Origin of the sequence: Nonomuraea sp. NPDC049750, assembly GCF_040659625.1 — a bacterium.
Taxonomy (GTDB): Bacteria; Actinomycetota; Actinomycetes; order Streptosporangiales; family Streptosporangiaceae; genus Nonomuraea.
The window spans coordinates 75,780-97,482 of record NZ_JBFANB010000036.1 but is presented as its reverse complement, the minus strand read 5'-3'; the positions used below and the strand labels follow the sequence as shown (position 1 = coordinate 97,482).

Below are 21,703 nucleotides of genomic sequence, written 5' to 3'. Positions count from 1 at the left end.
GGCGCCGGGAAGCGCCGGGTCAGGTTGACCGGCCGCTACCGGCCGGACCCGAGGCGCGGAAGGTGCGCCGGTACGCCGACGGGACGACCCCCGCCTCCGCCGCCAAATGCCGCCGCAGTGAGGTGGCGGTGGCGAAGCCGACCTCGTGGGCGACCCGCTCCACCGGCAGGTCGCTGGACTCCAGCAGGTGCCGCGCCCGCCGCAGCCGCTGCTGGGTCAGCCAGCGGCCCGGGCTCAGACCGGTCTCCTGCCGGAAGCGCCGGGCGAAGGTACGGGTGCTCATCGAAGCGTGCGCGGCCAGCTCGTCCAGCGACAGGGGCAGCTCCAGCCGCCGCAGCGCCCAGTCGCGGGTCGGCCCGGTGCCGGCTTCGCTCGCCGGCGGCAGCGGCCGCTCGATGTACTGCGCCTGCCCGCCGTCCCGGTACGGCGGCACGACGCACTGGCGGGCGACCTGGTTGGCGACCTCGCTGCCGTGGTCCTGGCGCACCAGGTGCAGGCAGACGTCGACGCCGCTCGCCGCCCCCGCGGAGGTCAGCACGTCGCCGTGGTCGACGAAGAGCACCCCGGCGTCCAGCTCGACCCGGGGGAACAGCTCCTGGAAGATCTCGGTGAGCGCCCAGTGGGTGGTGGCCCGGCGCCCGTCCAGGAGACCGGCGGCGGCCAGCAGGAAGGCGCCGGTGCAGATGGACACCAGGCGGGTGCCGGGGCGGACGCGCGACAGGGCGGCGAGAGCCTGCTGGTCCGGGGCGGTGGGCGAGGTCACGGAGATCGCGCACGGAGGGATGATCACCGTGTCCGCCTCGGCCAGCACCTCGGGACCGTGCCCGGGGACGATCGTCAGGTCGGCATCGGTACGCACCGGCTGCCCGTCCACGCTCGCCGACAGCACCTCGTAGCGGCCGTCGGCGGAGCCCAGCACCCGGTGCGGGATGCCGAGCTCGAAGGGGTAGACGCCGTCGAGAGCGAGGACGACGACCTTGTGGGCATCGGGTCGCGGGGGCGGGGCCAGCGCGGCCGCGCGGCAGGCGAGCTCACGGAGCCGCTGAGGTGCGGGACGGGTGGAAGGATCGGCAGGCATGGCATGAATGTATCGGAGGCTGACCTTCTTGCCATCGACCCGGGCGCGACCGTACGGCCAGGATCGAGGCATGACGACGACGTACAGCAGTGCTGCCCCCACCATGCTCGCCCTGCACCAGACGGCCCTCGGCGGCCCGGAGGTGCTGCGGCTGACCGAGGTTCCGCGGCCCGTGCCCGGTGTCGGGGAGATCCTCGTGGCCGTGCACGCGGCGGGGCTCAACCCCACGGATTTCAAGCACCGCGCCATGAGTATTTTCCTGCCGCCCCCGCCGCTGACCCTCGGCTGGGACGTCTCCGGCACCGTGGTGGAGACCGGCCCGGGTGTCACGCTCTTCCAGCCCGGCGACGAGGTGTTCGGCATGTTGCCCTACCCGCACGGGGCGGGCTCCCACGCCGAGTACGTGGCCGGCCCCGCCCGCGCCTTCGCCGCCAAGCCCGCGGAGATCGACCACGTCCAGGCGGCCGCCCTGCCGCTCGCCGCGCTCACCGCCTGGCAGGCCCTCGTCGAGACGGCGGGCCTGCGGGCCGGGCAGCGGGTGCTGATCCACGCGGCGGCCGGCGGCGTCGGTCATCTCGCCGTGCAGATCGCCAAGGAGCGCGGCGCGCACGTCACCGGTACGGCCAGCGCCCCCAAGCACGACTTCCTGCGCGAGCTCGGCGCGGACGCCTGCGTCGACTACCGCGTCGAGGACTTCGCCGGCACCGAGGAGCGCTACGACGTCGTCCTCGACGCGCTCGGCGGGGAGACCACCACCCGTTCCGTGGACGTGCTCCGCCCCGGCGGCGTCCTCGTCTCCCTGCTGCGGGGCGCCGAGGACACCCGCGCCGCGGCCGAGAAAGCGGGGGTGCGCGCGGTCACCCTGATCGTCGAGCACGACCAGGCGGGGATGCGCGCCATCGCCGACCTCGCCGCCTGGGGCAGGCTCCGCGCGCACGTCTCCGGCACCTTCCCCCTCGCTGAGGGCGCCCGGGCCCACGCTCAGGGGGAGACGGGCCGCACGACGGGCAAGCTGGTCATCACCGTACGCTGAGGCGCAGACGTCGCGGGCCGTCCCTGAAGATCTCGAACGTCACGCCGGCGGCCGGTCGAGCTTGGCGGCCACGGCGTCAAGCACCCAGTCGAGGCCGGTCGCGAAGGACGTCTCGGCGTCCACGTCCATGCCGTCGTGCACGAACTTGGCCACGGCCGGGAAGCGGCCCGTGGCCAGCATCTTCGTCACGTGCGGGCCGCGGGCGTGCTGCCAGTCGCGCACGGGTTGACTCCTGGCGGCTGCCGGGATCGGAGACGAAGCGCGATGAGCTTGCGCGCGCCTACGGCGCCGATGGCTATGCGCTGGTGGAAGCGGTGTATGCGCCGTTCTCCCCGGCCTGGTTACGGAATCTGCCCGCGGTGCAGGCGCTGCAGGTCATGTTGATCCAAAACTATGTGCGCGTCACCGACCACAAGGGGCGGGAGGTGGTTCAGCGGCGGCGGCCCCTCGAAGACGGCGGAGAGGGACTGCCGCCGGTCAGAGTGCGGCTGACCTCCCCCTACGACACTGATGCCCGGTGGGCGGCCAAGGGCGACGACATGTTCTGGAACGGTTACAAGCTGCACGTCAGCGAGACGTGCCACACCCCCGCCGGCACGAACGGCAAGACGATCGTGCCGCCCAACCTGATCACGAACGTCGCCACCACGGACGCGACCGTGCCCAACAGCCAGATGACCGAGAAGATCCATCAGATGCTCGCGGCACGCAGGCTGCTGCCCGGCGAGCACTACCTCGATTCCGGCTACCCGTCTGCGAAACTCCTCGTCGATGCCCGCAAGAGGTTCGGGATCGCGCTCATCACCCCGGTTCTGCTGGATCACTCATCGCAAGCCCGCGCCGCCGCCGGCTACAACAGTGCGGCGTTCACCATCGGCTGGGACGCCGAACAGGTCACCTGCCCGCAAGGACGGGCGAGTTCCTCGTGGAGCCCGTGCGCCCAGCGCGACACCGAGGCGATCGTGGTCAAATTCAGCGGCGAGATCTGCCGGCCGTGCCCGGTTCGCTCCTTGTGCACCTCGGCCAAGAAGGGCGGACGCCAGCTCACCATCCGCGCCCGCCCCCTTCAACAAGCCCTTGACCAGGCACGTGCTGATCAGACCACCAAGGACTGGCAGGACAAATACAAGCTCCGCGCCGGAGTCGAAGGCACCATACGCCAGGCCGTCGCGGTCACCGGAGTCCGCCGAGCCCGCTACCGAGGCCTGGCGAAGGTTCACCTCGAACACGTCTTCTCCGCCGTGGCGCTCAACCTCATCCGCCTGGACGCCTGGTGGAACGGGAACCCGCTCGACCGGACCCGCACCAGCCACCTTGCCCGCCTCGAACTGGCAGAACTCGCTCTCGCAGCCTGAGGCGAGTTAACCAGCAGGGTCCGCGATCTCGGCGTACCAGGCGTCGCTCGCCGCCGTGGCCGGGCCGTGGACTGGTTGGGGCGAGCACGAGCCGTCCAGTGTGGTCGAAACCGAGGAGGCTGGTCGGCATCAGACAACTGCTCGACGAACTCGCCGCGACCCGAGCCGGGTTCCAGGCGCACATGACGGTCACCGGTGACTACCCCGCCCGAAGTCCGCGGGGTCAGCTACTTCTCCGACGCTTCCCTCCAGCAGCCCGCGGCCGGCGTTCCCACTCTCCTGTGCGGCCCGGCGACCCGAACCTCACGCACCAGACCGACGAGCGGGTCGACGTCCGGGCGCTGGAACACGCCGCCGAAATCCTCACGATGCTTCCTTTGGTTCTGGAGGCACCGGAAGCCGCGTGACAGTCGGTGGGCCGGCGCCCGGCCACCTCCCGTCCGCTCAGCAGGGGGAGCCGTTTGTCAACTCGGTGACTTGGTTGCGGGGGCCCGCGAAGATCACGCCGACGATGTCGGAGTTGGACTCGGCCGGGGTGGCGAGCTCGGCCAGGTACGCCTCGTAAGTGCGGGCCCGGAGGCCAGTTGCTCCCGCTCGCCGGCGAAGCGGTAGAGGCGGGTCGGCTAGGCCGGGTCCGCGGTCAGGATGGGCACCGGCGCCGGTGCCGAGGACGGTCGCCGCGTTGACCGTCTGGTTGGTGGGTAGCGCGGCTCGGGTGACGAGCTTCCGGGACGTGGGGCCCTACCGCTGAGATGCGTGCCAGAACCCAGGTCACAGGTTGTCGACGAGCCCCTCGAGATCCCGCTCGCCGTCACGGGTCTGCACGCCCGCGGCCAGCTGCTTCCGGGCGATCTCGACCATGTCCTCGGTGAACAGTGAGTACAGGAAGGCGTTTTCGACGACGTAGGCCGTGTTGGGGGCGGGCGGGGTCGCGGCCCTGACGGTGGCCTTGATCGCGGCGACGACCTCGGGGCGTACTCCCGCGATCCGGCGGGCCAGGGTGTCGACGAAGGAGTCGATCTCGTCGGCGGGCAGAGCCCGGTTCACCAGGCCGTAGCGCTCGGCCACTTCGGCGCCGACGAGCTGGCCACCGATGAGCAGTTCCAGGGCCCGGGCCGGGCCGAGCAGGCGGGTCATGTTCACCGTGCCACCGCCCCCGGGAAGGATCGCCAGGGTGGACTCGGGCTGGGCCTGACCCGATTTGCCGATCGCGGCGAACCGCATGTCGAGGGACATCAGGAACTCGTTGCCGGCGCCCCGGGCGAAACCGGCCACCTTGCCGATGGTGACCTGCGGGAGGTCGCGGACCTCGGCTCCCATGGCTTGGAGGATGTTCAGGCCGTCGGGGATCACGGCGCCCGGCGCGGCGTCGATCGCGGCCTGGGTGGCGGCGGGCAGGGCCTCCGGGTCGGTGAGGTAGGCCATGTCGCCGTGAGCGCTGAAGAACTCCGGATCGGCGCTCTGAAACACGATCACCCGCACGTCCGCATCGGTGCGCACCTGATGTGCGAACCCACGCAGTGACGGCAGCAGCACGCCGTCCATCAGATTGAGAGGCGGATGGTCGAGCGACACGGTGGCCACACCGTCCGCGACGGTGATCTCGAGGCCTGCCCAGCTGTGGTAGTCCATGGTGACTCCTTCTCGATGATGCCGGATGTGAGTCCCGGCTCCCAAGACCATATGTGGCAATCACTGAGGCGAACCATGCCCGCACAGCTCAGATGATTGATTATCTGCCTCATCTGCGTCTGATCAAGGTGCTAACGTCGACGTTATGGATCCACTGACCGACGCCCTGGCGATCTCGGGCGTCAAAGGGGCACTGAGCACCCGTGTCGAAGCAGGCGGCCGATGGGCGATCACCCTGGACGACTATCCCGGGGCGGCCCTGCATGCCGTGACCGCAGGCAGTACCTGGCTCACGGTCGCCGGACACGAACCGGTGGAACTAGCGGCCGGCGACGTGGTCCTGCTGCCCGCCGACACCCCGCACGGCCTCACCGACGACCCCACGGACACGGGCAGCGCCAGACGCGGTCGATGCGAGCATGTGGCCGCTCGCGGGCGCGGCACCGGTGAGGTGATCAGCCTCGGGTCGCAGCCCGCGACCACGCGGATCGTCACCATTCACTACGACTGCGACCCGGCCGCGCTCACCCAGATCCTGACCCTGTTACCAGGTCTCGTGCACGTGCGGGCCGAGGCGGGGACGCCCGGGCTGACCGACACGGTGCGCATGCTCGCCCGGGAACTCGCCCAACCGCAGCTCGCCACGCCTGCCGTACTGAAAAGCCTCATCGACATCATGCTCGTGCAGATGCTGCGCGCCTGGCTCGCGGTGAATCCTCCTGAGTGCTTCGGCACCTGGCTGGGTGCCCTCTACGACCCCGTCATCGGCAAAGCGCTACGGCACCTGCACGCGAATCCGGCCATCCCCTGGACGACCTCGACGCTCGCAAAAGCCATCTCGGTCTCCCGTGCGACCCTCGCCCGCCGCTTCCCGGCAGCCACGGGATACACCCCCGCGGCGTACCTGGCGAACTGGCGCATGGATCTGGCCGCCGTGCAGCTACGCGACAGTCATGGCTCCCTCGAGACCATCGCCGAGGCGGTCGGTTACAGATCGGTACCGGCATTCACCCGCGCCTTCACCCGAGCCCACGGACGCACGCCCGGGCGCTACCGCAGCGAGACACGCAGCCACAACGGTACGGCCTTCCAGTTGGAGACGCCCGCCCCGTCGAGCCTGACGATCAGTCATGACCTCATGAAAACGCCGGCCGGAGAGCCGCCCCCTTGATCATCTTCGGGCATTCGACTGCGCCCGACCCGATGGGGATCCTTCCGCCAACCAGGGCTTCCGCCTGTGGCCGCCGCGGGTCATACGCTGCCCAACCTGGGTCGCCGTGGGTCGCGAAGGCGACCCAGGCGCCGTGCACGCGGGCTGCGAGCCCGGCAGGCGCCGGGTCGGGACCGAGCAGACCGGCGTCGCCGTGCAGCCACGGTTCATCGGCGATGTCGAAGACGAAGCGCAGCTCGACCGTGTGGGTGGCACCCAGCCGCCAACCCAAAGCCGTCGAGCGGTAGCCGAACGAGTAGGCGTGGGTGCGGCCACCAGACAGCCGGGCGTGGGCCTCGGTCATCCGCGCGGTGCCGGCCAGGAAGAGGTCTTCGCCCAGCACCGCGGAGCGCAGCACGCCCGGGGTCGCCCCCGGCCGGGCCGCCCGTTGGGCGGCGACGACGGCGGCGGGGTCCGCGTCGACCTTCGCCGCGACGGCGAGCAGATCGTCGTCCGTCGAAGATTCCAGCTTGCCCTGCGGTACCAGGTAGAGGTGGCCCTCCTCGGTGTTGGTGCCGATGAGCAGGTCGATCTCTCCCGCCGGCCCCTCCGCCAGGGTGTCGGCCGGCTGCATGGGCAGGACCAGGGAGAACGGGCTCAGCTCGACGAGTGGGTCCGTGGCCGTCGCGGTCCGCAGGTCGATCCCCGCGAGATCCGGCAGGACCTCGAGGAACCTGTCGTCCGGGATCTCGGCGAAGGCCTCCGCGGTGGGCGGCACGCCCAGCGACCGCGCGGCCACGGCCGTGACCCGTTGCGCCTGCTCGGGGGTGAAGGCGCCGGTACCGCTGCCGCTCTGGACGATCGCGCGCCGGAACAGCCCCTTGGCCTCCGGCGTCGCCAGCAGGGCTCCGATGATGGTGGCTCCCGCGGACTGGCCAAACAGCGTGACGTTCCCGGGATCGCCACCGAACCCGGCAATCGTGTCCCGCACCCAGCCGAGCGCGGCGAGGACGTCGAGCAGCCCGCGGTTGGCGGGGGCACCCTTCAGGTCGAGGAAGCCGGGGATGCCGACGCGGTAGTTCACCGTCACCAGCACCACGCCGTCGCGGGCGAACGCCCGGCCGTCGTAGAGCGCGGCGCGGGTGGAGCCGGTGACGAACCCGCCGCCGTGCACGAAGACCATGACCGGCCGCTTCCCGCCGTCGGTGCCGGGAGTCCGGACGTCGACGGTCAGGTACTCCTCGCCGCGCACCCAGCCCGGGCCGAAGTAGGGGATCATGTCGAGCCGCCCGAAGTCGCGGGTCGGCTGCGGCGCGGTCGGCGAAGGCGCGGTGGCGTCCCGGACACCGAACCAGCCCGGGTGGACACCGGGGGCGCGAATCGGCCGGCGCCCGTGGGGGCCGCCGCATACGGGACGGCGCGGTCGAGCTCGCCGAAGCGGTCACGAACACCGCGCACGACGCCCGCCGGGGTCTCGACGATCGGATCTGCCTGCTGGGACACGGGAAACGCTTCCTCTCTCGGGCTGTTGCGGAGCCGAGCGACGAAGGGGTGGAGCCGACCGGCCCCAACCGGGCTCAAGCGATGCGGGAGAAGCCCGCCCACTCCTTGATGGCGAACTTCGACCCGTCACGCTCGACCACGGCACCGCCCTGGCCGCCGAGGTGAGCTGGGAAGACCAGCGTGTTGTCCTCGGCCGCGCGGCCGAGGAGCTTGTGGCGGGTCGCCCGGGTCCCGGCCGGGTCCTCGCAGAAGCAGGAGTTCGTCTCCGGCTCGAGGAGCTGCAGCGGGTTGTGCACCAGATCGCCGACGAACAGGACGCAGTCGCCGCGCGACTCCAGGGTCAGCACGGACGACCCGGGGTGTGGCCGGGCGCGAGATCCAGCCGGAGGTTCCGGTCGATCCGGTACGAGCCGTCCCACAGGTGGGTCAGCCCGGCCTCGTGCACCGGGGCGACGCTGTCCTCGAAGACGTTCTGGTTGCCGCGACCCAGCCACGGTTCGTGGTTGTTGGCCGGGCTCCAGAAGTCCAGATCACAATGGGCCCAGTAGCCGCCGGCCTCGCCGGCGGGGGGTGCGGTCATCGCGTCAATCCCTTCAGGCGGGCGGCGGCACGCTGCTGACCTGCGATCCACGCGTCCTCGATGTGAGTGCCGGGGACGTGAACGTACTTCATGGTCGTGGCCAGCCAGGCGTGTCCGAGGACGGCCTGGATGGCCAGCAGGTCCATCCCGCCCAGGTAGAGCTGCGAGGCGCAGAAATGCCGCAGGACATGCGGCGTGACGGGGTCGGGCCAGTCCGGCAGGTAGCGTTCGGCGGTGACTGCGAGCGCCGCCCGGAGCGTCTCATCGCCGACCCGGGCGGCGCTGCCGTCGGTGTTCTTGCGTTCCGAGGGCAGCAGCGGGACCCCGGGCCGGGCGTGGTCGTCGCCGAACTGACCTCACACGTCCTCGATGAACCACCGCAGGGTGGCTGCGGCGTTGTTGATCAGCGGGACCATCCGCTCGCGCGGACCGGAGCCACGGGCTCCCTTGCCGTGACGGACGTGCAGCTTGCCGAAGTGGCCCAGGTTCCACTTGATGTCGGATAGGTCGAGCTTGCAGGCCTCGTTGACTCGCAGCCCGACCTCGCTCATCAGCTTGGCGGCGGTGTAGTTGCGGGCGGCCGGCGCGAACTTGCGGCAGCTGGTCAGCTCTTCGCGCCACCCGGCGAACAGCTGGCCCACCTGGTCGGCGGTGGGCGGGATGCGCAGCCGGGCCTCCTGACGGCCGCGGGGCCGGTTCATCTCATCGATCGGGCATTCGACGACACGGCCGGTCATCTGGCGAATCTCGATCTTGTGCCGCAGATCAAGGAACAAGAAGTAGGTCTTGATGGCCTGCGCTTGCGCCTGGCGGCACCGCGCAGCACCTTGCCGAAGTACACGTCGGCGTCGGTGGGCTCCATCTCCCACAGCGACCGCCCGAACCATGCGCGCACCTGCTCCAGGTGCATCACGTCCGAGGCGATCGTGCCGTCCGACAACCCTGCCGCCACTCGGGCCAGTACGAACCCGGCCAGCACATCGGTCTCCAGTGCCTCCAGGTCCTCGGCAGTGGCCGGGGCACGGGCCACCCGAAGATCCTTAACTACTGCCAGCGCCAACTCCGGCCACCTCGCCTTCACCATCACAGCAAGACGAACGACCTGGACGATAGACCTTCAGAAACCCTGAAATCTCATCAACACCCGAAGAAGCCGGAGCACCAGCAGATAAGCCCAGGTCCTGCGGCTAGAGAGACCCAAGAGGCTCAGACGAACTCAAGAGATATTACACAGTCGGCTTCTGACCATCCCGCGTGATTGATCGATCACCGCCGTGGGACGGGTCGTTCCGCGGGCCCGGTCAGCGCTTGGCTTTGGCGAAGCGGCTGGTGGCGTCTCGTGGCGGGGAGAACGGCAGGAACGCGAGCTTGATCTCGCGGTCGGGGTCGCCGTTGGCATGCATCACGACGTCGATGCGGCCGTCGTTGTCGTGGGCACCGCGCCGTTTGTAGTTGGGGTGGGCTTCGATGGCGGCCGTGGCGGACTGGACGGTCGCCGTCACGTCCTTGGTCCGAATGAACATCAGCAGGGCGGCCTTGGATCGCGCCACACCAGAAAGCCGAGCAGAGCCCCGGCCGGCCCACCGGACGACTGATCTTCACCGCCCTGGAACGCATCCGGCTCATCTCCGCCACCGCCACCAGCCCACCCCAGGTCCTGATCCCTGACCTTCTGCAACACCGGCTGCTGGAGTTGCTGAACGTCGATCCCACCCGATCACGCTGGCTGATGTTGTAATCATGATCCAGACGATCAGCCAGCGACAGCATTCACCTACCTGCGAAGAATCGGGCTAGGGCGCCACGCCGTTCGCCCACTCGGACGCGTGGTCCTGGACGAACTCGTCGAAGGAGCGGGGCGGGCCGCCGGTCAGGTCCAGCACCGCGGTGCTGACCAGGTCGTCCCGGCCGGCGCTGAGGCCGGCGTCCACGGCGGCAAGGGCGGCGGCGAATTCGGCCGGCATGCCGGCGGCCCGGTAGCCGGCCGCCAGCTCGTCGGTTTCGACGGGCAGCACCTGAATCGGCCTGCCGGTGCGGGCGGTGATGATCGCCGCCGCGTCCCGGTAGCTCAACGCTTTCGGCCCGGTGAGCAGGTAGTCGCGCCGGTCGCCCGGCCCATCACTGAGCCACTCACCCCGCCTCTCACTGGGCCACTCACCCTGCCCTTCACTGGGCCTCTCGCTGGACCCGTCATCGGGGTTGGTCAGCAGGGCGGAGGCGGCGGCCGCGATGTCGCGCGCGTCGATCCAGCCCAGCCGGCCGCCACCGGCGGCGGTGTGGATCTCGCCGTGCCGCCGGAGCCGCTCGCCCAGCGGATGCGGGCGCAGGAAGTTCTGCATGAACCCGGACGCGCGCAGCACGACCCACCCGGACCGGGTCCGTACCCGTGCGGCCAGCTCAAGCGCGCCGGGGGCGTTCGGCAGCACGATGGCCGAGCCGAGGAGCACCACGCGGCGCACGCCGAGCCGCTCCGCCTCGTCCAGGAACGGCTCGACCAGCGGCATCGGATTCACGGCGTTCACCGGAGGCACCAGATAGACGCGGTCCATCGCGTGCAGCGCGGCCCGATGCGTGCCCGGGTCGTTCCAGTCGAACCGGACCGCGTCAGGATCCCCGGCAGATGGGTTGCGAGCGGCCACCCGGACCGGTACGCCCTTGCCCCGCAGCAGCTCCGCCAGCACGCTGCCGGTCTTCCCGGTGCCGCCGGTGACCAGCACGCCGCTCATCGGGCGGCCCCCGAGCGCAGCGAGCCGAGCAACTCGGGCAGCGTCCCGGTCGCCGAGGCGGCGGCCAGCGGGCTCCAGTAGTCCCGGTAGTGCGTGATCAGGCCATCACGGACCGTGATCACGGAGATGTAGTCCATGCGGTAGGGCTCGCCGGTGCGCACCGTGTACCCGTGCGTGGTGAACTCCACCACGATGGTGTCCGGCCGTTGCGTGTGATGCACGGTCACTACAGGTATCTCCCGTACGTCCATCCGTTCCGGATATCCGGCCAGATAGTCACGGACGGCCTCCCGCCCCGCCAGCCGCCGCGGCGCGTCCCCCGCAGCGAACGGGAACTCGCCGGTGCCCTGCTCCGCCCACAGATCGGCGATGGCATCCATGTCCTTGGCCAGCAGCAGATCCAGCAGTCGGCGGATCGTCTCCTCAGGAGTGCGTGGCATGTTCGTCCTCCGGTGTCCCGTGAAATGTGGTCATGCCAGCCTGGCCGCGGATCCGGGCGCCGCGGAACGGACGGGTAAGCCCCGGACCCCTGGTCCGTGGCTAAGGCGGCCGCCACTGTGGCAGCCTGGACGGGTGAGCAGAGCTGAACTGGCCGACTTTCTCCGTCGCCGGCGGGAGGCGCTGCGCCCAGACCAGCTGCCGGCCACGGCCGTCCACCCGCCAGGCCGCCGCGCCCGCCGTACTCCCGGCCTGCGCCGCGAAGAGGTGGCCACGCTGGCCGGGGTCTCCACCAGCTACTACGAACGACTTGAGCAGGCCCGCGCTCCGCATCCGTCCCCGCAGGTCATAGCCGCGCTGGGCACGGCACTGCGGCTCACCGACGCCGAGCGCGAGCACCTGGCGCGGCTGGCCGGGCAGGCCCCGCCCGCCCCGGAGACCGGCCGGGCGCCGGTGCCCGCCTTCGCCCGCGAGCTGCTGGACCGGCTCGGGCCGGTGCCCGCCTACCTCACCGACGAACGCCAGGACATTGTGGCCTGGAACAACGCGGCAGCCGACCTGATCACCGACTTCGGATCGCTGCCCGCTGGGGAACGCAACGCCGTGCGGCTGTCCATCCGGCTGAACGGCACCCTCTGCTCGGCCGCCGACGGCTCGCAGGGCGAATACGCCCGGCAGACCGCCGCCCAGCTGCGCGCGGCCAGCGCCCGGTACCCGGCCGAACGCGTACTTGGCGAGCTGGTCAACGAGTTCGCCGCGCACAGCCCCGACTTCGCCGCCAGCTGGCGCAACCACGAGGTACGCCCCATACCGACGCTGCGCAAGCACCTGCACCACCCCAAGCTGGGCGCCCTGGAGCTGGACTGCCAGACTCTGCTGCTGCCCGGCACCGATCTGCGGATGGTGATCTACACCGCGCGACCGGGCAGCCCCAGCGCCGCCGCGCTCGCCCGGCTCGCCGCACGCGACACGTAGATCGAAGTCACGCTGTGAGATCGATCGGAATCCGGCGCAAGCCTCCTCCGTAAGCGGGAGTCAACAAAGACTCACTGACCAGTGGAAACCCCCGTTGACGCCGGATTTCGTTCCACATCGGGTATCCAGCCGAGATGCGGCCAGAACGGCCATGACCCGATCTTGGCACACCTTTCGGCCGGTAGGCGTACGTACGGTCAGCGGTCAACCGTGATCAGTTTGAGTCGCCACCGTATAGTTGCCGGTTATCCAGAGTCGACTGGTTGACGACGCGGACGAGGGCGTTGATGTCGGCGCGTAGCCGGGACAGCTCGTCCTGGTCTTCCTTGCGGAGTTCCTTGAGCTTGGCCACCTGCTCACGCAGGCGTTCGCGCGCTCCACCCGAGCACGGCCAGAAGGAAGACCAGCGGAACCGCGATCACAAGCTTCGTCATGGCTGCCATGATGGCCCGGTGGCGATCGCGCGGCAGAGCCGGTCCGCGTCCCACGCGGGTTCTCCCAGGTCGAGCCGGTCCGGCGCCCGGAACCCGTCCAGCGCCAGGTGAACGTGGCGCCGCCACAGGGACGGGGCGGCGTGCCGGGTGGCCTCGGCTACCGTGCTGCTCGCCCACAACAGCAGGAAGAGGTCGGCGCCGGTGACGTCCGGGCGGACGACGCCGGCCGCCTGCGCCCGCCCCAGCACCCGTTGCGCGAGCGCGCAGATCTCGCTGTGCGCGGTCTCGGTGCGGTCGTCGCCGGGGAAGCGTCGCGCCAGGAAGTCGGCGAACGCCCGGTCCCCGGCCTGGGCCGTACACAGGACTTCGAGCAGGCCGCGGAAGGCCTGCCACGGCTCCTCCAGGCCGAGCGCGGCCTCCACCTCCTCGATCACGTGGCGCAGCTTCGGCTCGAGCACCGCGCACAGCAGGTCCAGGCGCGTCGGGAAGTGCCGGTAGAGGGTGCCGACCACCAGGCCCGCCTCGCGCGCGATGCCGTCGAGGGCGGCCTGCGCGCCCTGCCCGGCGAACGCGCGCCGGGCACACTCGAGCAGCCGCTCGCGGTTGCGGCGGGCATCCCGGCGAGCGGGCAGCGGGTTCCCCGTGGCAGGCATGAGGTCACCGTAGCAAAGTGCGACACGTCTCAACTTTGAGGGTGCTCTCATCTTCGCTACAGTGAGCAGCACCCAAAAGATGAGAGCATGCTCATTTTTCGAGACAAGGAGAGCGACATGGCGAAGCTCGGCGGGAAGGTCGCGGTGATCACCGGCGCAACCTCTGGGCTGGCACTGGCGACGGCGAAGCTGTTCGTCCAGGAGGGCGCGCACGTGGTCATCACCGGCCGCCGCCAGGACCGGCTGGACGCGGCGGTGGCCGCCATCGGCCACGGCGTGACCGGCGTGCTCGGCGACGTCGGCCAGATCTCCGACGCGGCCCGCCTGGCCGAGGTCGTGGCGGTCGAAGCGGGCCGGGTGGACGTGCTCATCGCCAGCGCCGGCGTCTGGACGTGGAACGAGCACATCGGCGACGTGACCGAGCAGTCGTTCGACGCCGTGTTCGGGGTGAACGTGCGCGGGACGTTCTTCACCGTGCAGAAACTGCTGCCATTGCTGTCCGACGGCGCCTCGATCGTGCTCATCGGGTCGGGCGCCGCGGACAAGGGCGATCCGGGAACGACCGTCTACGCCGCGAGCAAGGCGGCGCTGCGGTCGTTCGCCCGGACCTGGACCACCGACTTGAAGCAGCGCGGAATCCGGGTCAACGTCCTCAGCCCCGCCGCGATCGACACCGCCGCGTTCGCGGACCTCCCGCCGGGGTTCAAGGAGCAGATTGCCTCGCGGGTGCCCATCGGCCGCCTCGGTGACGAGCACGAGATCGCCACCGCGGCGCTCTTCCTGGCCTCCGCGGACTCGAGCTTCGTCACCGGCATCGACCTGCCCGTCGACGGCGGGATCGGCCAGGTCTGACCACCGGCAAGGCGCTGAAGGTCAAGAGGCGGGGCTCCGTCCATACCCCCCGCGGGCCCGGGCTCCACCGCCGGCCCCTGCTCCGGCACCGCTCCCGCACCGCCTCGGCCAGGCGGTCGCGGCTCGTCTGGACGAGGGCCAGTACCAAGTACGAGAGAAAGGGGCAGTGTCCTGCCCTACCTGAGAGATCGCTGATCAGTGAGTACGGCGGCGAGGTGCCAGGACCTCGGTGACCCTGGCGATGGCTTCGGCGCCGGGTTTGACGTAGCGCATGGCGGTGCGGGGGTTCTTGTGCCGGGTCTTGCCCATGATGAGCGGCTCTGTCGCTGATCTTGGGACGGGTTGGGGATCATGTTCGGATCAGGATCCGCTTCCGCAGGAGATCGAAGTTGGCTCTCTCGTAGCCCTGCCGCTTGACCAGCTTCACTCGCGTGTTCTGCCCTCGGCCTGTCCGGAGTTCCACGGAACCGACAGGCCGGCGATGATGGCGTCCAGGTCGTAGCGCAGGCCGTGGGCGAAACGGTGCAGGTGGGGCAGGTCCTCTTCAGGAACTGCGTCGATCCAGGCGGGCAGACGGTCACCGCGAAGGTCGCGCATCATGGTGGCGAAGCTGCGGACATGGCGAAAGTGGCATCCAGTTCGGGGCAGGCCTCGCGGACCTGCTGAAGGTCGGGCGCGTCGTCGGGACGAAGATTGTCGGGATGAGTCACGATCCAGGCTGTGATCTTGCGGGGTTTGGGCGTGGGCCTGGGTGGCGGCGGCGCGATACTGCCCTTGCGCAGCAGCCGGATGTAGCGGTCGACCGGGCTCGCACTGCCCTGGTATCCCTGTGCCCGGATCTCACAAAACAGCAGGCTCGCGTTGTGACACCCCTGGCTGAACCGCTCATACAAATACGGCTTGTAGGCATCCAGCAGCGTGGTCCGGTGCGTAGCGGCGACCAGCAGCTCCTCCAGGCCAGCCGCGCGGGCGTAGCGGCGTACGGCGTAGTAGTCGAGATTCAGATCCCGGCTGATGCCCCTGAGCGAACGGCCCTGAGCCACCAGCTCCTGAACCTCGGCATATCGCCTGGTCGTCCGAGCCACCAGGGCTCGCTCGTGGCCGTGAACGTCCAGATAGCCGTCCGGCGGCTCGGGCGGGACCGCGAGCTCGCCACCGTTGCCGGGCAGCTCGGCATACGCCTGCTTGACGCAGCCGTGGTGCGCACCGACCGTCTTCTCCACGGCTTCGGTCAGGTTGTTCCACACGGTACTGGTGGGCCGCTGACGAGGTGCCTGCTGTGCAGGTCCTTCTTCAGCGACCCCCAGCCCGAACGACGCGTGCGACTTATCACCGCACGTCGCTCTCCAGTGACTACTCCGTGAGTGCTGGGACAGGGTTCTTGCCGTGGATGTCCGCGTGGCAGTTTCCGCAGACCACGAGGGTGAAGGGTGTCAATATTCTGTTCATGGTCGTGAGCTGCCGGTTTGTCTCGGCTTCCTGGTCGGAGCAGTGGCCTGGGTCAGGCATGCTCGAGGCTCGTGACGCTCCGTCTCTTCTATATGATCTTCTGCCGCATCGTGGGTTGGCTGACGCTGCTGCACCGTAGCGACGCGTCCAAGAACATGGAGATCCTCGTCCTGCGGCACGAGGTCACCGTGCTGCGCCGTCAGGTTCACCGTCCAAGACTGTCATGGGCGGACCGAGCAGTGCTGTCCGCGCTGGCCCGAGGACTGCCAACGGTGCTGCGTGCCCACCGACTGGTAACACCAGAGACGCTGCTGCGCTGGCACCGGCGTCTGATCGCACGCCACTGGACCTACCCGCACCGGAGGATAGGACGGCCAGCGACCGATCCAGCGGTCGTGGCGTTGATCCAGCAGTTGGCACGGGAAAATCCTCGCTGGGGTTACGAGCGCATCCGAGGCGAACTGCGGCATCTGGGCCATCAGGTGAGCGGTGCGACGATCCGCCGGGTCCTGAAACGGGCGCGCCTGGGTCCGGCGCCGCGACGTACCGACGACCGCTGGCGCGATTTCGTCCGCGCCCACGCCGCGAGCACGCTGGTCTGTGATTTCTTCGCGGTGGACACCGTCATGCTGCGCCGGCTGTACGTCTTCTTCGTGATGGAGGTCGGCACCCGGTTCGTGCACGTGCTCGGCGTGACCGCCCACCCCGATGGCGCATGGGTTACCCAGCAAGCCCGTAGCCTTCTCGTCACTCTGGACCACCGGGCCGGCACGTTCCGGTTTCTGATTCGGGATCGGGACACGAAGTTCACCCGCAGCTTCGATGAGGTGTTCACCGGCGACGACATTCAGGTGCTGAAGATCCCACCTCTGGCGCCTCGCGCGAATGCGTTCGCCGAGCGATGGGTACGGACGACGCGCACGGAGTGCACCGATAGGCTGCTGATCTTCGGCGAGCGGCACCTTCGTACCGCGCTGGACGAATATGTCGATCACTACAATCGGCACCGGCCGCACCGCTCTCTCGGGCTTCGAGCCCCCACCGATGACTCCGACGTGATCCCGCTACCGGTGGGCCGGATCGAGCGCCGCCAAGTCCTCGGCGGGCTGATCAACGATTACCAGCGAACTGGCTGACCAACGAGGCGCCATCAAGAATGCGCAGGTCAGCACCTTGGACCTAGTTTTGACACCCTTCAGGGCGAGCACGGATGGAGCACGCAAGCGCTAGACGAAAATTCTAGAACGCATCCGATCCCGCATAACAGCAGGTCAGGACATGATCAAAGCGCGCCCTGCAGGATTCGAACCTGCGACCGTCGGATGAGAAGTCCGCCGCGCCGAACCCGCCGGTCAGCCGGCCGTACCGGGCGACAACTGCGCCTCTATGGCGGTCACGGCGTGGGCGCGGTGCGCGGCCAGCACGAGCACCACGGCCTCCGCGTCGCGGCGGCGCAGGAGGTCGAGCGTGGCGCGGTGCTCCTCGATGACCCGTTGCCTGTTGGGCTCCTCGCCGTAGTACAGGGACCGGTAGGCGTCGGTGGAGTCCCACAGCGTCCTGATCAGCCGGACCAGCCGCGGCAGCCCCGACCACTCGAAGATCGTCATGTGAAAGCGGCGGTTGGCCTCGGCCATCTCCAGCACGTCACCCGCCGCCGCGGCCCGCTCGACCTCGGCCTGCGCGCGTTCGGCCGCCGCCAGCCCGGCGTCGGTGAGGCGTTCGACCGCGCGGCGGACCGCCTCGGCCTCCAGCAGCTCGCGGATCAGGTAGACCTCGCGCAGGTCGTCGAGCGAGAGCCGCTGCACGCAGTAGCCGCGATGCGCCTTGTACGTGACCAGCCCCTCGCCCTCCAGGGTCTTGAGCGCCTCGCGCAGCGGGACCCGGCTGACGTCGAACTCCTCGGCCAGCGCCTCCTGCCTGATCGGGTCGCCTGGACGCAGCCGGCCGGTGGTGATCGCCCGCCTGAGCTCCTCCAGGACGAACTGCTGGGCCGTGGGCGGCCTGCGGTGCCCTTCTACCGAGGTCATTGCCCCAATATCTCACGGACCCAGTCCGCGTCCTGCCCGAGTGAGGGCGGCGGGAGGCGGTACTCCGGCGGCGTCGCGCCGAGCCCGATGGGGTTGGCCACCTGATCACCGGCCAGGGGCTCCAGCCCGAGCTCGGCGGCGAAGGCGAACGCCGCGTCCAGAGTGTTGATCGGCCCGCACGGCACCCCGGCCGGGGTGAGCGCGGCGAACCACTCGTCGGCCGTACGCGTCCCGAGGGTCCGGTCGAGCTCGGCCACGAGCTCTTCCCGGTCGGCGACCCGGCCGGTGTTGGCGGCGAACCGGGGGTCGTCGGCCAGGTCGGCCCGGCCCAGCACCTCGCACAGGGCGCGGAACTGCCGGTCGTTGCCCGCCGCGATGACGATCGGCCGGTCGGCGGCCTGGAACACCTCGTACGGCACGATGCTGGGATGCCGGTTCCCCATGGCCTTCGGCACCACCCCGGCGGCGGCGTACCCGGAGGCGTGGTTGGTCAGGGCCGACAGCAGCGACGACAGGAGCGACACCGAGACCCGTTGTCCCTGCCCGGTGGCGTCGCGGTGGCGCAGCGCGGCCAGCACGCCGAGCCCCGCGTGCAACCCGGTGATCACGTCGACGAGGGCCACGCCCGCCTTCGTGCCTGGGCCGTCCGGCTCGCCCGTCACGCTCATCAGCCCGCCGACGGCCTGCGCGATCAGGTCATACCCGGGCAAGTCCGCGCCCTTGCCCGCGCCGAACCCGGTGATCGAGCAGTAGACCAGACCTGGGTTAACCTCCCTGAGCGCATCATGGCCGAGGCCCAGCCGGTCCATGGTGCCCGGCTTGAAGTTCTCGACGAGCACGTCGGCGCGGGCGGCCAGCGCGCGGGCCACCTCCAGGTCGGCCGGGTCGCGCAGGTCGAGGGCGATCGAGCGCTTGTTGCGGTTGACGGCCAGGAAGTAGGTCGCCACTCCCCCGGCGTGCGGCGGCCCCCACGAGCGGGTGTCGTCGCCGGCGCCGGGGCGTTCCACCTTGACGACGTCGGCGCCGAGGTCGGCCAGCAGCATGGTCGCGTACGGACCGGCCAGCACCCGGCTGAAGTCGGCGACCAGCAGCCCGGAGAGAGCGCCGCCGCTGTGCTCGCCGGTTCGCCCGGTTCGCCCACTCACGCCGGGGCGCCCAGGTAGACGGTCACGGTCTGGGTGAAGAACTCGCGGGCCGCGCGCCCCTGCTCCCTGGGCCCGAAGCCGCTGAGCTTGCGCCCGCCGAACGGCACCCAGGGGAAGGTGCCCGCCGACTCGGAGTTGATGTGCAGCACGCCGACCTCAAGGTGTTCGACGGCTTGGAGGGCGGCGCCGAGGTCCCTGGTGAAGATCGCCGCCGACAGGCCGTGCTCGCTCCGGTTGGCCAGCCGCAGCGCCTCCTCTGGACCCGAGGCCCGAACGGCGCCCACAACGGGCCCGAACAGTTCCCTGCTCCACACGTCCACGTCCGTGCCCGGCAGCGCGAGCACCGTCGGGGGCGTGAACCAGCCGGCCGCGAGGTCGCCGTCGGTGTACGGCCGGGCGCCCGCCAGCACCGTGGCCCCCTGCCCGAGCGCGTCGCGCACGCCCGCCGCCACCCGGTCCCTGGCCGCGGCGCTGACCAGCGGGCCCATGTCCACCCCGGCGCCGAGCGGATCCCCGACGACCAGCTCCTCCGCCTTGGCGGCCACCTTGCGCAGCAGCTCGTCGGCGACGGACTCCTCGACCACCAGCCGGGAGGTCGCCGTGCACTTCTGCCCGGTGGACCGGAACGCGCCCATACACACCTGCTCGGCGGCGTGGTCGAGGTCGGCGTCGGCCAGGACGACGGCGGCGTTCTTGCCGCCCATCTCGGTCTGCACCGGTTTGGCCAGCTCACCGCAGCGCGCGATGACGGCCCGGCCGACCTCGGTGGAGCCGGTGAAGGAGACCACGTCCACGCCTGGGTGATCGATGACGGCCGCGCCCACCTCCGCCTCGCCGTACACGAGGTTGAGCACGCCCGCAGGCAGGCCCGCCTCGACCAGCGCGCCTGCCAGGCGGGCGGCGAGCAGCGGGACGAGCGAGGACGGCTTCCAGACGACCGTGTTGCCGTAGGTGAGCGCGGGCGCCAGCTTCCAGGCGGGGATCGCGATCGGGAAGTTGAACGGGGTGATCACCCCGGCGACGCCGACCGGTTTGCGCATGACGAGAAGGTTCTCGCCGCGGCGCGGGGAGGCGTAGATCTCGCCGCTCTCCCTGTCGGCCTCGGCGGCGTAGTACCGCAGGATCCTGGCCGCGCCGCGTACCTCCGCCACGCCCTCGGGCAGGGTCTTGCCCTCTTCGCGGCTCAGCTCCCGCCCCCACTCCTCGGCTGACTCCTCGACCAGGGCGGCGGCCGCGGTGAGGACGGCCGCGCGTTCGTGGTGCGGGGTGGCCCGCCAGCCGGGCGCGGCGTCGCGGGCCGCGCGGATCGCCTGCTCCACCTGCTCGGGCCCGGCGGCCCGGCCGCGGGCGACGATCTCGTCCGGGCGGGCGGGGTTGGTGTCGGCGAACTCCGCGCCGGATCCCTCGATCCAGCGACCGTCCACGAGGTTCAGGATGTCCATGGTCAACGCACCCTAACTGTGTCATATTGGATAATCAATATTGGATCCAAAATACGGAGCTGGGACATGCATCCTTCCGCCCTCTTCGCCATCGACGGCCTGCTCACCGACGAGGAGCGCGACATCCGCCAGGCCGTCCGGCAGGTGTGCGACCGGGAGATCCGGCCGTACGTCGCCGACTGGTTCGAGGCGGGCGCGCTGCCCGCCCGCGAGCTGGCCCGCTCGCTCGGCTCCGTCGGCGTCCTCGGCATGCACCTGGACGGGTACGGCTGCGCGGGCCTCGGCGCCGTCGCCTACGGCCTGGCCTGCCTGGAGCTGGAGGCGGCCGACTCCGGGCTGCGCAGCCTGGTGTCGGTGCAGGGGTCGCTGGCCATGTACGCGATCTGGAAGTACGGCAGCGAGGAGCAGAAGCGGGAGTGGCTGCCCGCGATGGCGGCCGGTGAGCGCATCGGCTGCTTCGGCCTGACCGAGCCCGACTTCGGCTCCGACCCGGCGGGCATGCGGACCACGGCCGAGCGGGACGGCTCCGATTGGGTGCTGAACGGCACCAAGATGTGGATCACCAACGGCTCGGTGTCCGACGTGGCCGTGGTCTGGGCGCGGGCCGAGGACGGCATCCGCGGCTTCCTGGTGCCGGCGGGCACGCCGGGCTTCGCCGTACACGATCTCAAGCGGAAGGTCTCCCTGCGCGCGAGCGTGACGAGCGAGCTGGTGCTGGATGGTGTACGGCTTCCGGAAGAGGCGATGCTGCCCGGCGCCCGCGGCCTGTCCGGGCCGCTCGGCTGCCTGAACGAGGCCCGGTTCGGCATCGTGTTCGGGGCGATGGGCGCGGCGCTCGACTGCCTGGAGACCGCGCTCGCCTACGCGGCCGAGCGGGAGATCTTCGCCCGGCCGCTCGCCTCCTTCCAGCTCACCCAGGAGAAGCTCGCCGACATGGCGCTGGAGCTGGGCAAGGGCCTGCTGCTGGCGGTGCATCTGGGGCGGCTGAAGGAGCGGGGCGAGCTCACCCCCGAGCAGGTGAGCGCCGGCAAGCTGAACAACGTGCGCGAGGCCCTCGACATCGCCCGGACGTGCCGCACGCTGCTCGGCGCGAGCGGCATCACCCTGGAGTACCCGGTGATCAGGCACGCGGTCAACCTGGAGTCCGTGCTGACCTATGAGGGCACCTCGGAGATCCACACGCTGGTCCTGGGCAAGGCGCTGACCGGCGTGCCCGCCTTCCACTGACGCC

Annotated in this window: 25 protein-coding genes, 1 tRNA gene and 1 pseudogene; 8 read left to right on the top strand and 19 right to left on the bottom strand. The window is 70.4% G+C overall.

The window, feature by feature from the left end:
* Window positions 1-19: 19 nt before the first annotated feature.
* Window positions 20-1,009, bottom strand: a complete 990-nt coding sequence (locus AB0J16_RS50655) for a helix-turn-helix domain-containing protein (protein ID WP_349451445.1) — start codon at window positions 1,007-1,009, stop codon at window positions 20-22.
* A 139-nt stretch (window positions 1,010-1,148) separates the two neighbouring features.
* Between AB0J16_RS50655 and AB0J16_RS50650 the strand changes: the two genes are divergently transcribed.
* Window positions 1,149-2,111 (top strand): NADP-dependent oxidoreductase, encoded by a 963-nt coding sequence (locus AB0J16_RS50650; protein ID WP_358553684.1) that lies wholly within the window; start codon window positions 1,149-1,151, stop codon window positions 2,109-2,111.
* Between the two features lie 39 nt (window positions 2,112-2,150).
* Here the strand turns inward: AB0J16_RS50650 and AB0J16_RS50645 are convergent, their stop codons facing one another.
* On the bottom strand, window positions 2,151-2,333 hold the full coding sequence (locus tag AB0J16_RS50645; protein WP_358553682.1) for a hypothetical protein: 183 nt from the start codon (window positions 2,331-2,333) through the stop codon (window positions 2,151-2,153).
* 83 nt (window positions 2,334-2,416) lie between these two features.
* Here AB0J16_RS50645 and AB0J16_RS50640 point away from each other — a divergent pair, with 83 nt between their 5' ends.
* Both AB0J16_RS50640 and AB0J16_RS50635 read left to right on the top strand, forming a co-directional pair.
* On the top strand, window positions 2,417-3,466 hold the full coding sequence (locus AB0J16_RS50640; RefSeq protein WP_358553680.1) for a transposase: 1,050 nt from the start codon (window positions 2,417-2,419) through the stop codon (window positions 3,464-3,466).
* Window positions 3,467-3,747: 281 nt separating this feature from the next.
* The gene (locus AB0J16_RS50635) at window positions 3,748-3,873 is read left to right on the top strand and encodes a hypothetical protein (protein ID WP_349451412.1); all 126 of its coding nucleotides are present in this window, start codon (window positions 3,748-3,750) and stop codon (window positions 3,871-3,873) included.
* A 364-nt stretch (window positions 3,874-4,237) separates the two neighbouring features.
* On the opposite strand, the gene AB0J16_RS50630 is transcribed toward AB0J16_RS50635, so the two are convergent.
* The gene (locus AB0J16_RS50630) at window positions 4,238-5,098 is read right to left on the bottom strand and encodes an enoyl-CoA hydratase/isomerase family protein (RefSeq protein WP_349451411.1); all 861 of its coding nucleotides are present in this window, start codon (window positions 5,096-5,098) and stop codon (window positions 4,238-4,240) included.
* Window positions 5,099-5,243: 145 nt separating this feature from the next.
* On the opposite strand from AB0J16_RS50630, the gene AB0J16_RS50625 reads away from it, so the two are divergent.
* A complete protein-coding gene (locus AB0J16_RS50625) occupies window positions 5,244-6,269 on the top strand; it encodes an AraC family transcriptional regulator (protein ID WP_358553677.1) in 1,026 nt (341 codons plus the stop codon).
* Here the strand turns inward: AB0J16_RS50625 and AB0J16_RS50620 are convergent.
* The 8 genes and pseudogenes from AB0J16_RS50620 to AB0J16_RS50585 all read right to left on the bottom strand — a co-directional run bounded on the left by AB0J16_RS50620 (window position 6,235) and on the right by AB0J16_RS50585 (window position 11,497).
* Window positions 6,235-7,629 (bottom strand): carboxylesterase family protein, encoded by a 1,395-nt coding sequence (locus tag AB0J16_RS50620; RefSeq protein WP_358553718.1) that lies wholly within the window; start codon window positions 7,627-7,629, stop codon window positions 6,235-6,237. The two genes, AB0J16_RS50625 and AB0J16_RS50620, sit on opposite strands and share 35 nt — an antisense overlap.
* Before the next feature lie 196 nt (window positions 7,630-7,825).
* Window positions 7,826-8,098 (bottom strand): hypothetical protein, encoded by a 273-nt coding sequence (locus AB0J16_RS50615; RefSeq protein ID WP_358553675.1) that lies wholly within the window; start codon window positions 8,096-8,098, stop codon window positions 7,826-7,828.
* Complete coding sequence (locus AB0J16_RS50610; RefSeq protein ID WP_358553673.1) at window positions 8,092-8,331, bottom strand: hypothetical protein; 240 nt, start codon at window positions 8,329-8,331, stop codon at window positions 8,092-8,094. The genes AB0J16_RS50615 and AB0J16_RS50610 overlap by 7 nt, the downstream gene beginning before the upstream one ends.
* A pseudogene (locus AB0J16_RS50605) lies at window positions 8,328-9,032 on the bottom strand (site-specific integrase). The gene AB0J16_RS50610 and the pseudogene AB0J16_RS50605 overlap by 4 nt, the downstream one beginning before the upstream one ends.
* A gap of 32 nt (window positions 9,033-9,064) precedes the next feature.
* Window positions 9,065-9,361, bottom strand: coding sequence for a hypothetical protein (locus AB0J16_RS50600; protein WP_358553671.1), 297 nt, complete (start codon window positions 9,359-9,361; stop codon window positions 9,065-9,067).
* A gap of 271 nt (window positions 9,362-9,632) precedes the next feature.
* Window positions 9,633-9,881 (bottom strand): hypothetical protein, encoded by a 249-nt coding sequence (locus tag AB0J16_RS50595; RefSeq protein WP_358553669.1) that lies wholly within the window; start codon window positions 9,879-9,881, stop codon window positions 9,633-9,635.
* Window positions 9,882-10,124: 243 nt separating this feature from the next.
* Window positions 10,125-11,057 (bottom strand): NAD(P)H-binding protein, encoded by a 933-nt coding sequence (locus AB0J16_RS50590; protein WP_358553667.1) that lies wholly within the window; start codon window positions 11,055-11,057, stop codon window positions 10,125-10,127.
* Window positions 11,054-11,497: a nuclear transport factor 2 family protein gene (locus AB0J16_RS50585; protein WP_358553665.1), complete on the bottom strand. Its 444-nt coding sequence runs from the start codon at window positions 11,495-11,497 to the stop codon at window positions 11,054-11,056. Before AB0J16_RS50585 ends, AB0J16_RS50590 begins: the two co-directional genes overlap by 4 nt.
* A gap of 133 nt (window positions 11,498-11,630) precedes the next feature.
* Here AB0J16_RS50585 and AB0J16_RS50580 point away from each other — a divergent pair, with 133 nt between their 5' ends.
* Window positions 11,631-12,470, top strand: a complete 840-nt coding sequence (locus AB0J16_RS50580; RefSeq protein ID WP_358553663.1) for a helix-turn-helix transcriptional regulator — start codon at window positions 11,631-11,633, stop codon at window positions 12,468-12,470.
* Between the two features lie 214 nt (window positions 12,471-12,684).
* Here the strand turns inward: AB0J16_RS50580 and AB0J16_RS50575 are convergent, their stop codons facing one another.
* Window positions 12,685-12,822: a hypothetical protein gene (locus AB0J16_RS50575; protein ID WP_358553661.1), complete on the bottom strand. Its 138-nt coding sequence runs from the start codon at window positions 12,820-12,822 to the stop codon at window positions 12,685-12,687.
* A gap of 78 nt (window positions 12,823-12,900) precedes the next feature.
* Window positions 12,901-13,557, bottom strand: a complete 657-nt coding sequence (locus AB0J16_RS50570; RefSeq protein ID WP_358553659.1) for a TetR/AcrR family transcriptional regulator — start codon at window positions 13,555-13,557, stop codon at window positions 12,901-12,903.
* 87 nt (window positions 13,558-13,644) lie between these two features.
* Here AB0J16_RS50570 and AB0J16_RS50565 point away from each other — a divergent pair, with 87 nt between their 5' ends.
* Complete coding sequence (locus AB0J16_RS50565; RefSeq protein ID WP_358553657.1) at window positions 13,645-14,409, top strand: SDR family oxidoreductase; 765 nt, start codon at window positions 13,645-13,647, stop codon at window positions 14,407-14,409.
* A 423-nt stretch (window positions 14,410-14,832) separates the two neighbouring features.
* Here the strand turns inward: AB0J16_RS50565 and AB0J16_RS50560 are convergent, their stop codons facing one another.
* Entirely contained in the window at window positions 14,833-15,009 is a 177-nt protein-coding gene (locus tag AB0J16_RS50560) for a hypothetical protein (RefSeq protein WP_358553655.1), read from the bottom strand.
* On the bottom strand, window positions 15,006-15,632 hold the full coding sequence (locus AB0J16_RS50555; RefSeq protein WP_358553653.1) for a hypothetical protein: 627 nt from the start codon (window positions 15,630-15,632) through the stop codon (window positions 15,006-15,008). The genes AB0J16_RS50560 and AB0J16_RS50555 overlap by 4 nt, the downstream gene beginning before the upstream one ends.
* Before the next feature lie 297 nt (window positions 15,633-15,929).
* Here AB0J16_RS50555 and AB0J16_RS50550 point away from each other — a divergent pair, with 297 nt between their 5' ends.
* Window positions 15,930-16,994 carry an integrase core domain-containing protein gene (locus AB0J16_RS50550; protein WP_358553651.1) on the top strand — a complete coding sequence of 355 codons (1,065 nt, stop codon included), beginning with the start codon at window positions 15,930-15,932 and terminating at the stop codon, window positions 16,992-16,994.
* A gap of 155 nt (window positions 16,995-17,149) precedes the next feature.
* Here AB0J16_RS50550 and AB0J16_RS50545 read toward each other — a convergent pair.
* The 4 genes from AB0J16_RS50545 to AB0J16_RS50530 form a co-directional block, all read right to left on the bottom strand.
* Window positions 17,150-17,241, bottom strand: a tRNA-Arg gene (locus tag AB0J16_RS50545).
* Window positions 17,211-17,885: a GntR family transcriptional regulator gene (locus AB0J16_RS50540; protein ID WP_358553649.1), complete on the bottom strand. Its 675-nt coding sequence runs from the start codon at window positions 17,883-17,885 to the stop codon at window positions 17,211-17,213. Before AB0J16_RS50540 ends, AB0J16_RS50545 begins: the two co-directional genes overlap by 31 nt.
* A complete protein-coding gene (locus AB0J16_RS50535; RefSeq protein ID WP_358553647.1) occupies window positions 17,882-19,030 on the bottom strand; it encodes a CoA transferase in 1,149 nt (382 codons plus the stop codon). The genes AB0J16_RS50540 and AB0J16_RS50535 overlap by 4 nt, the downstream gene beginning before the upstream one ends.
* Window positions 19,027-20,472 (bottom strand): aldehyde dehydrogenase family protein, encoded by a 1,446-nt coding sequence (locus AB0J16_RS50530; RefSeq protein ID WP_358553645.1) that lies wholly within the window; start codon window positions 20,470-20,472, stop codon window positions 19,027-19,029. Before AB0J16_RS50530 ends, AB0J16_RS50535 begins: the two co-directional genes overlap by 4 nt.
* A 66-nt stretch (window positions 20,473-20,538) precedes the next feature.
* Here AB0J16_RS50530 and AB0J16_RS50525 point away from each other — a divergent pair, with 66 nt between their 5' ends.
* Window positions 20,539-21,699, top strand: coding sequence for an acyl-CoA dehydrogenase family protein (locus tag AB0J16_RS50525; protein WP_358553643.1), 1,161 nt, complete (start codon window positions 20,539-20,541; stop codon window positions 21,697-21,699).
* Window positions 21,700-21,703: the final 4 nt, after the last annotated feature.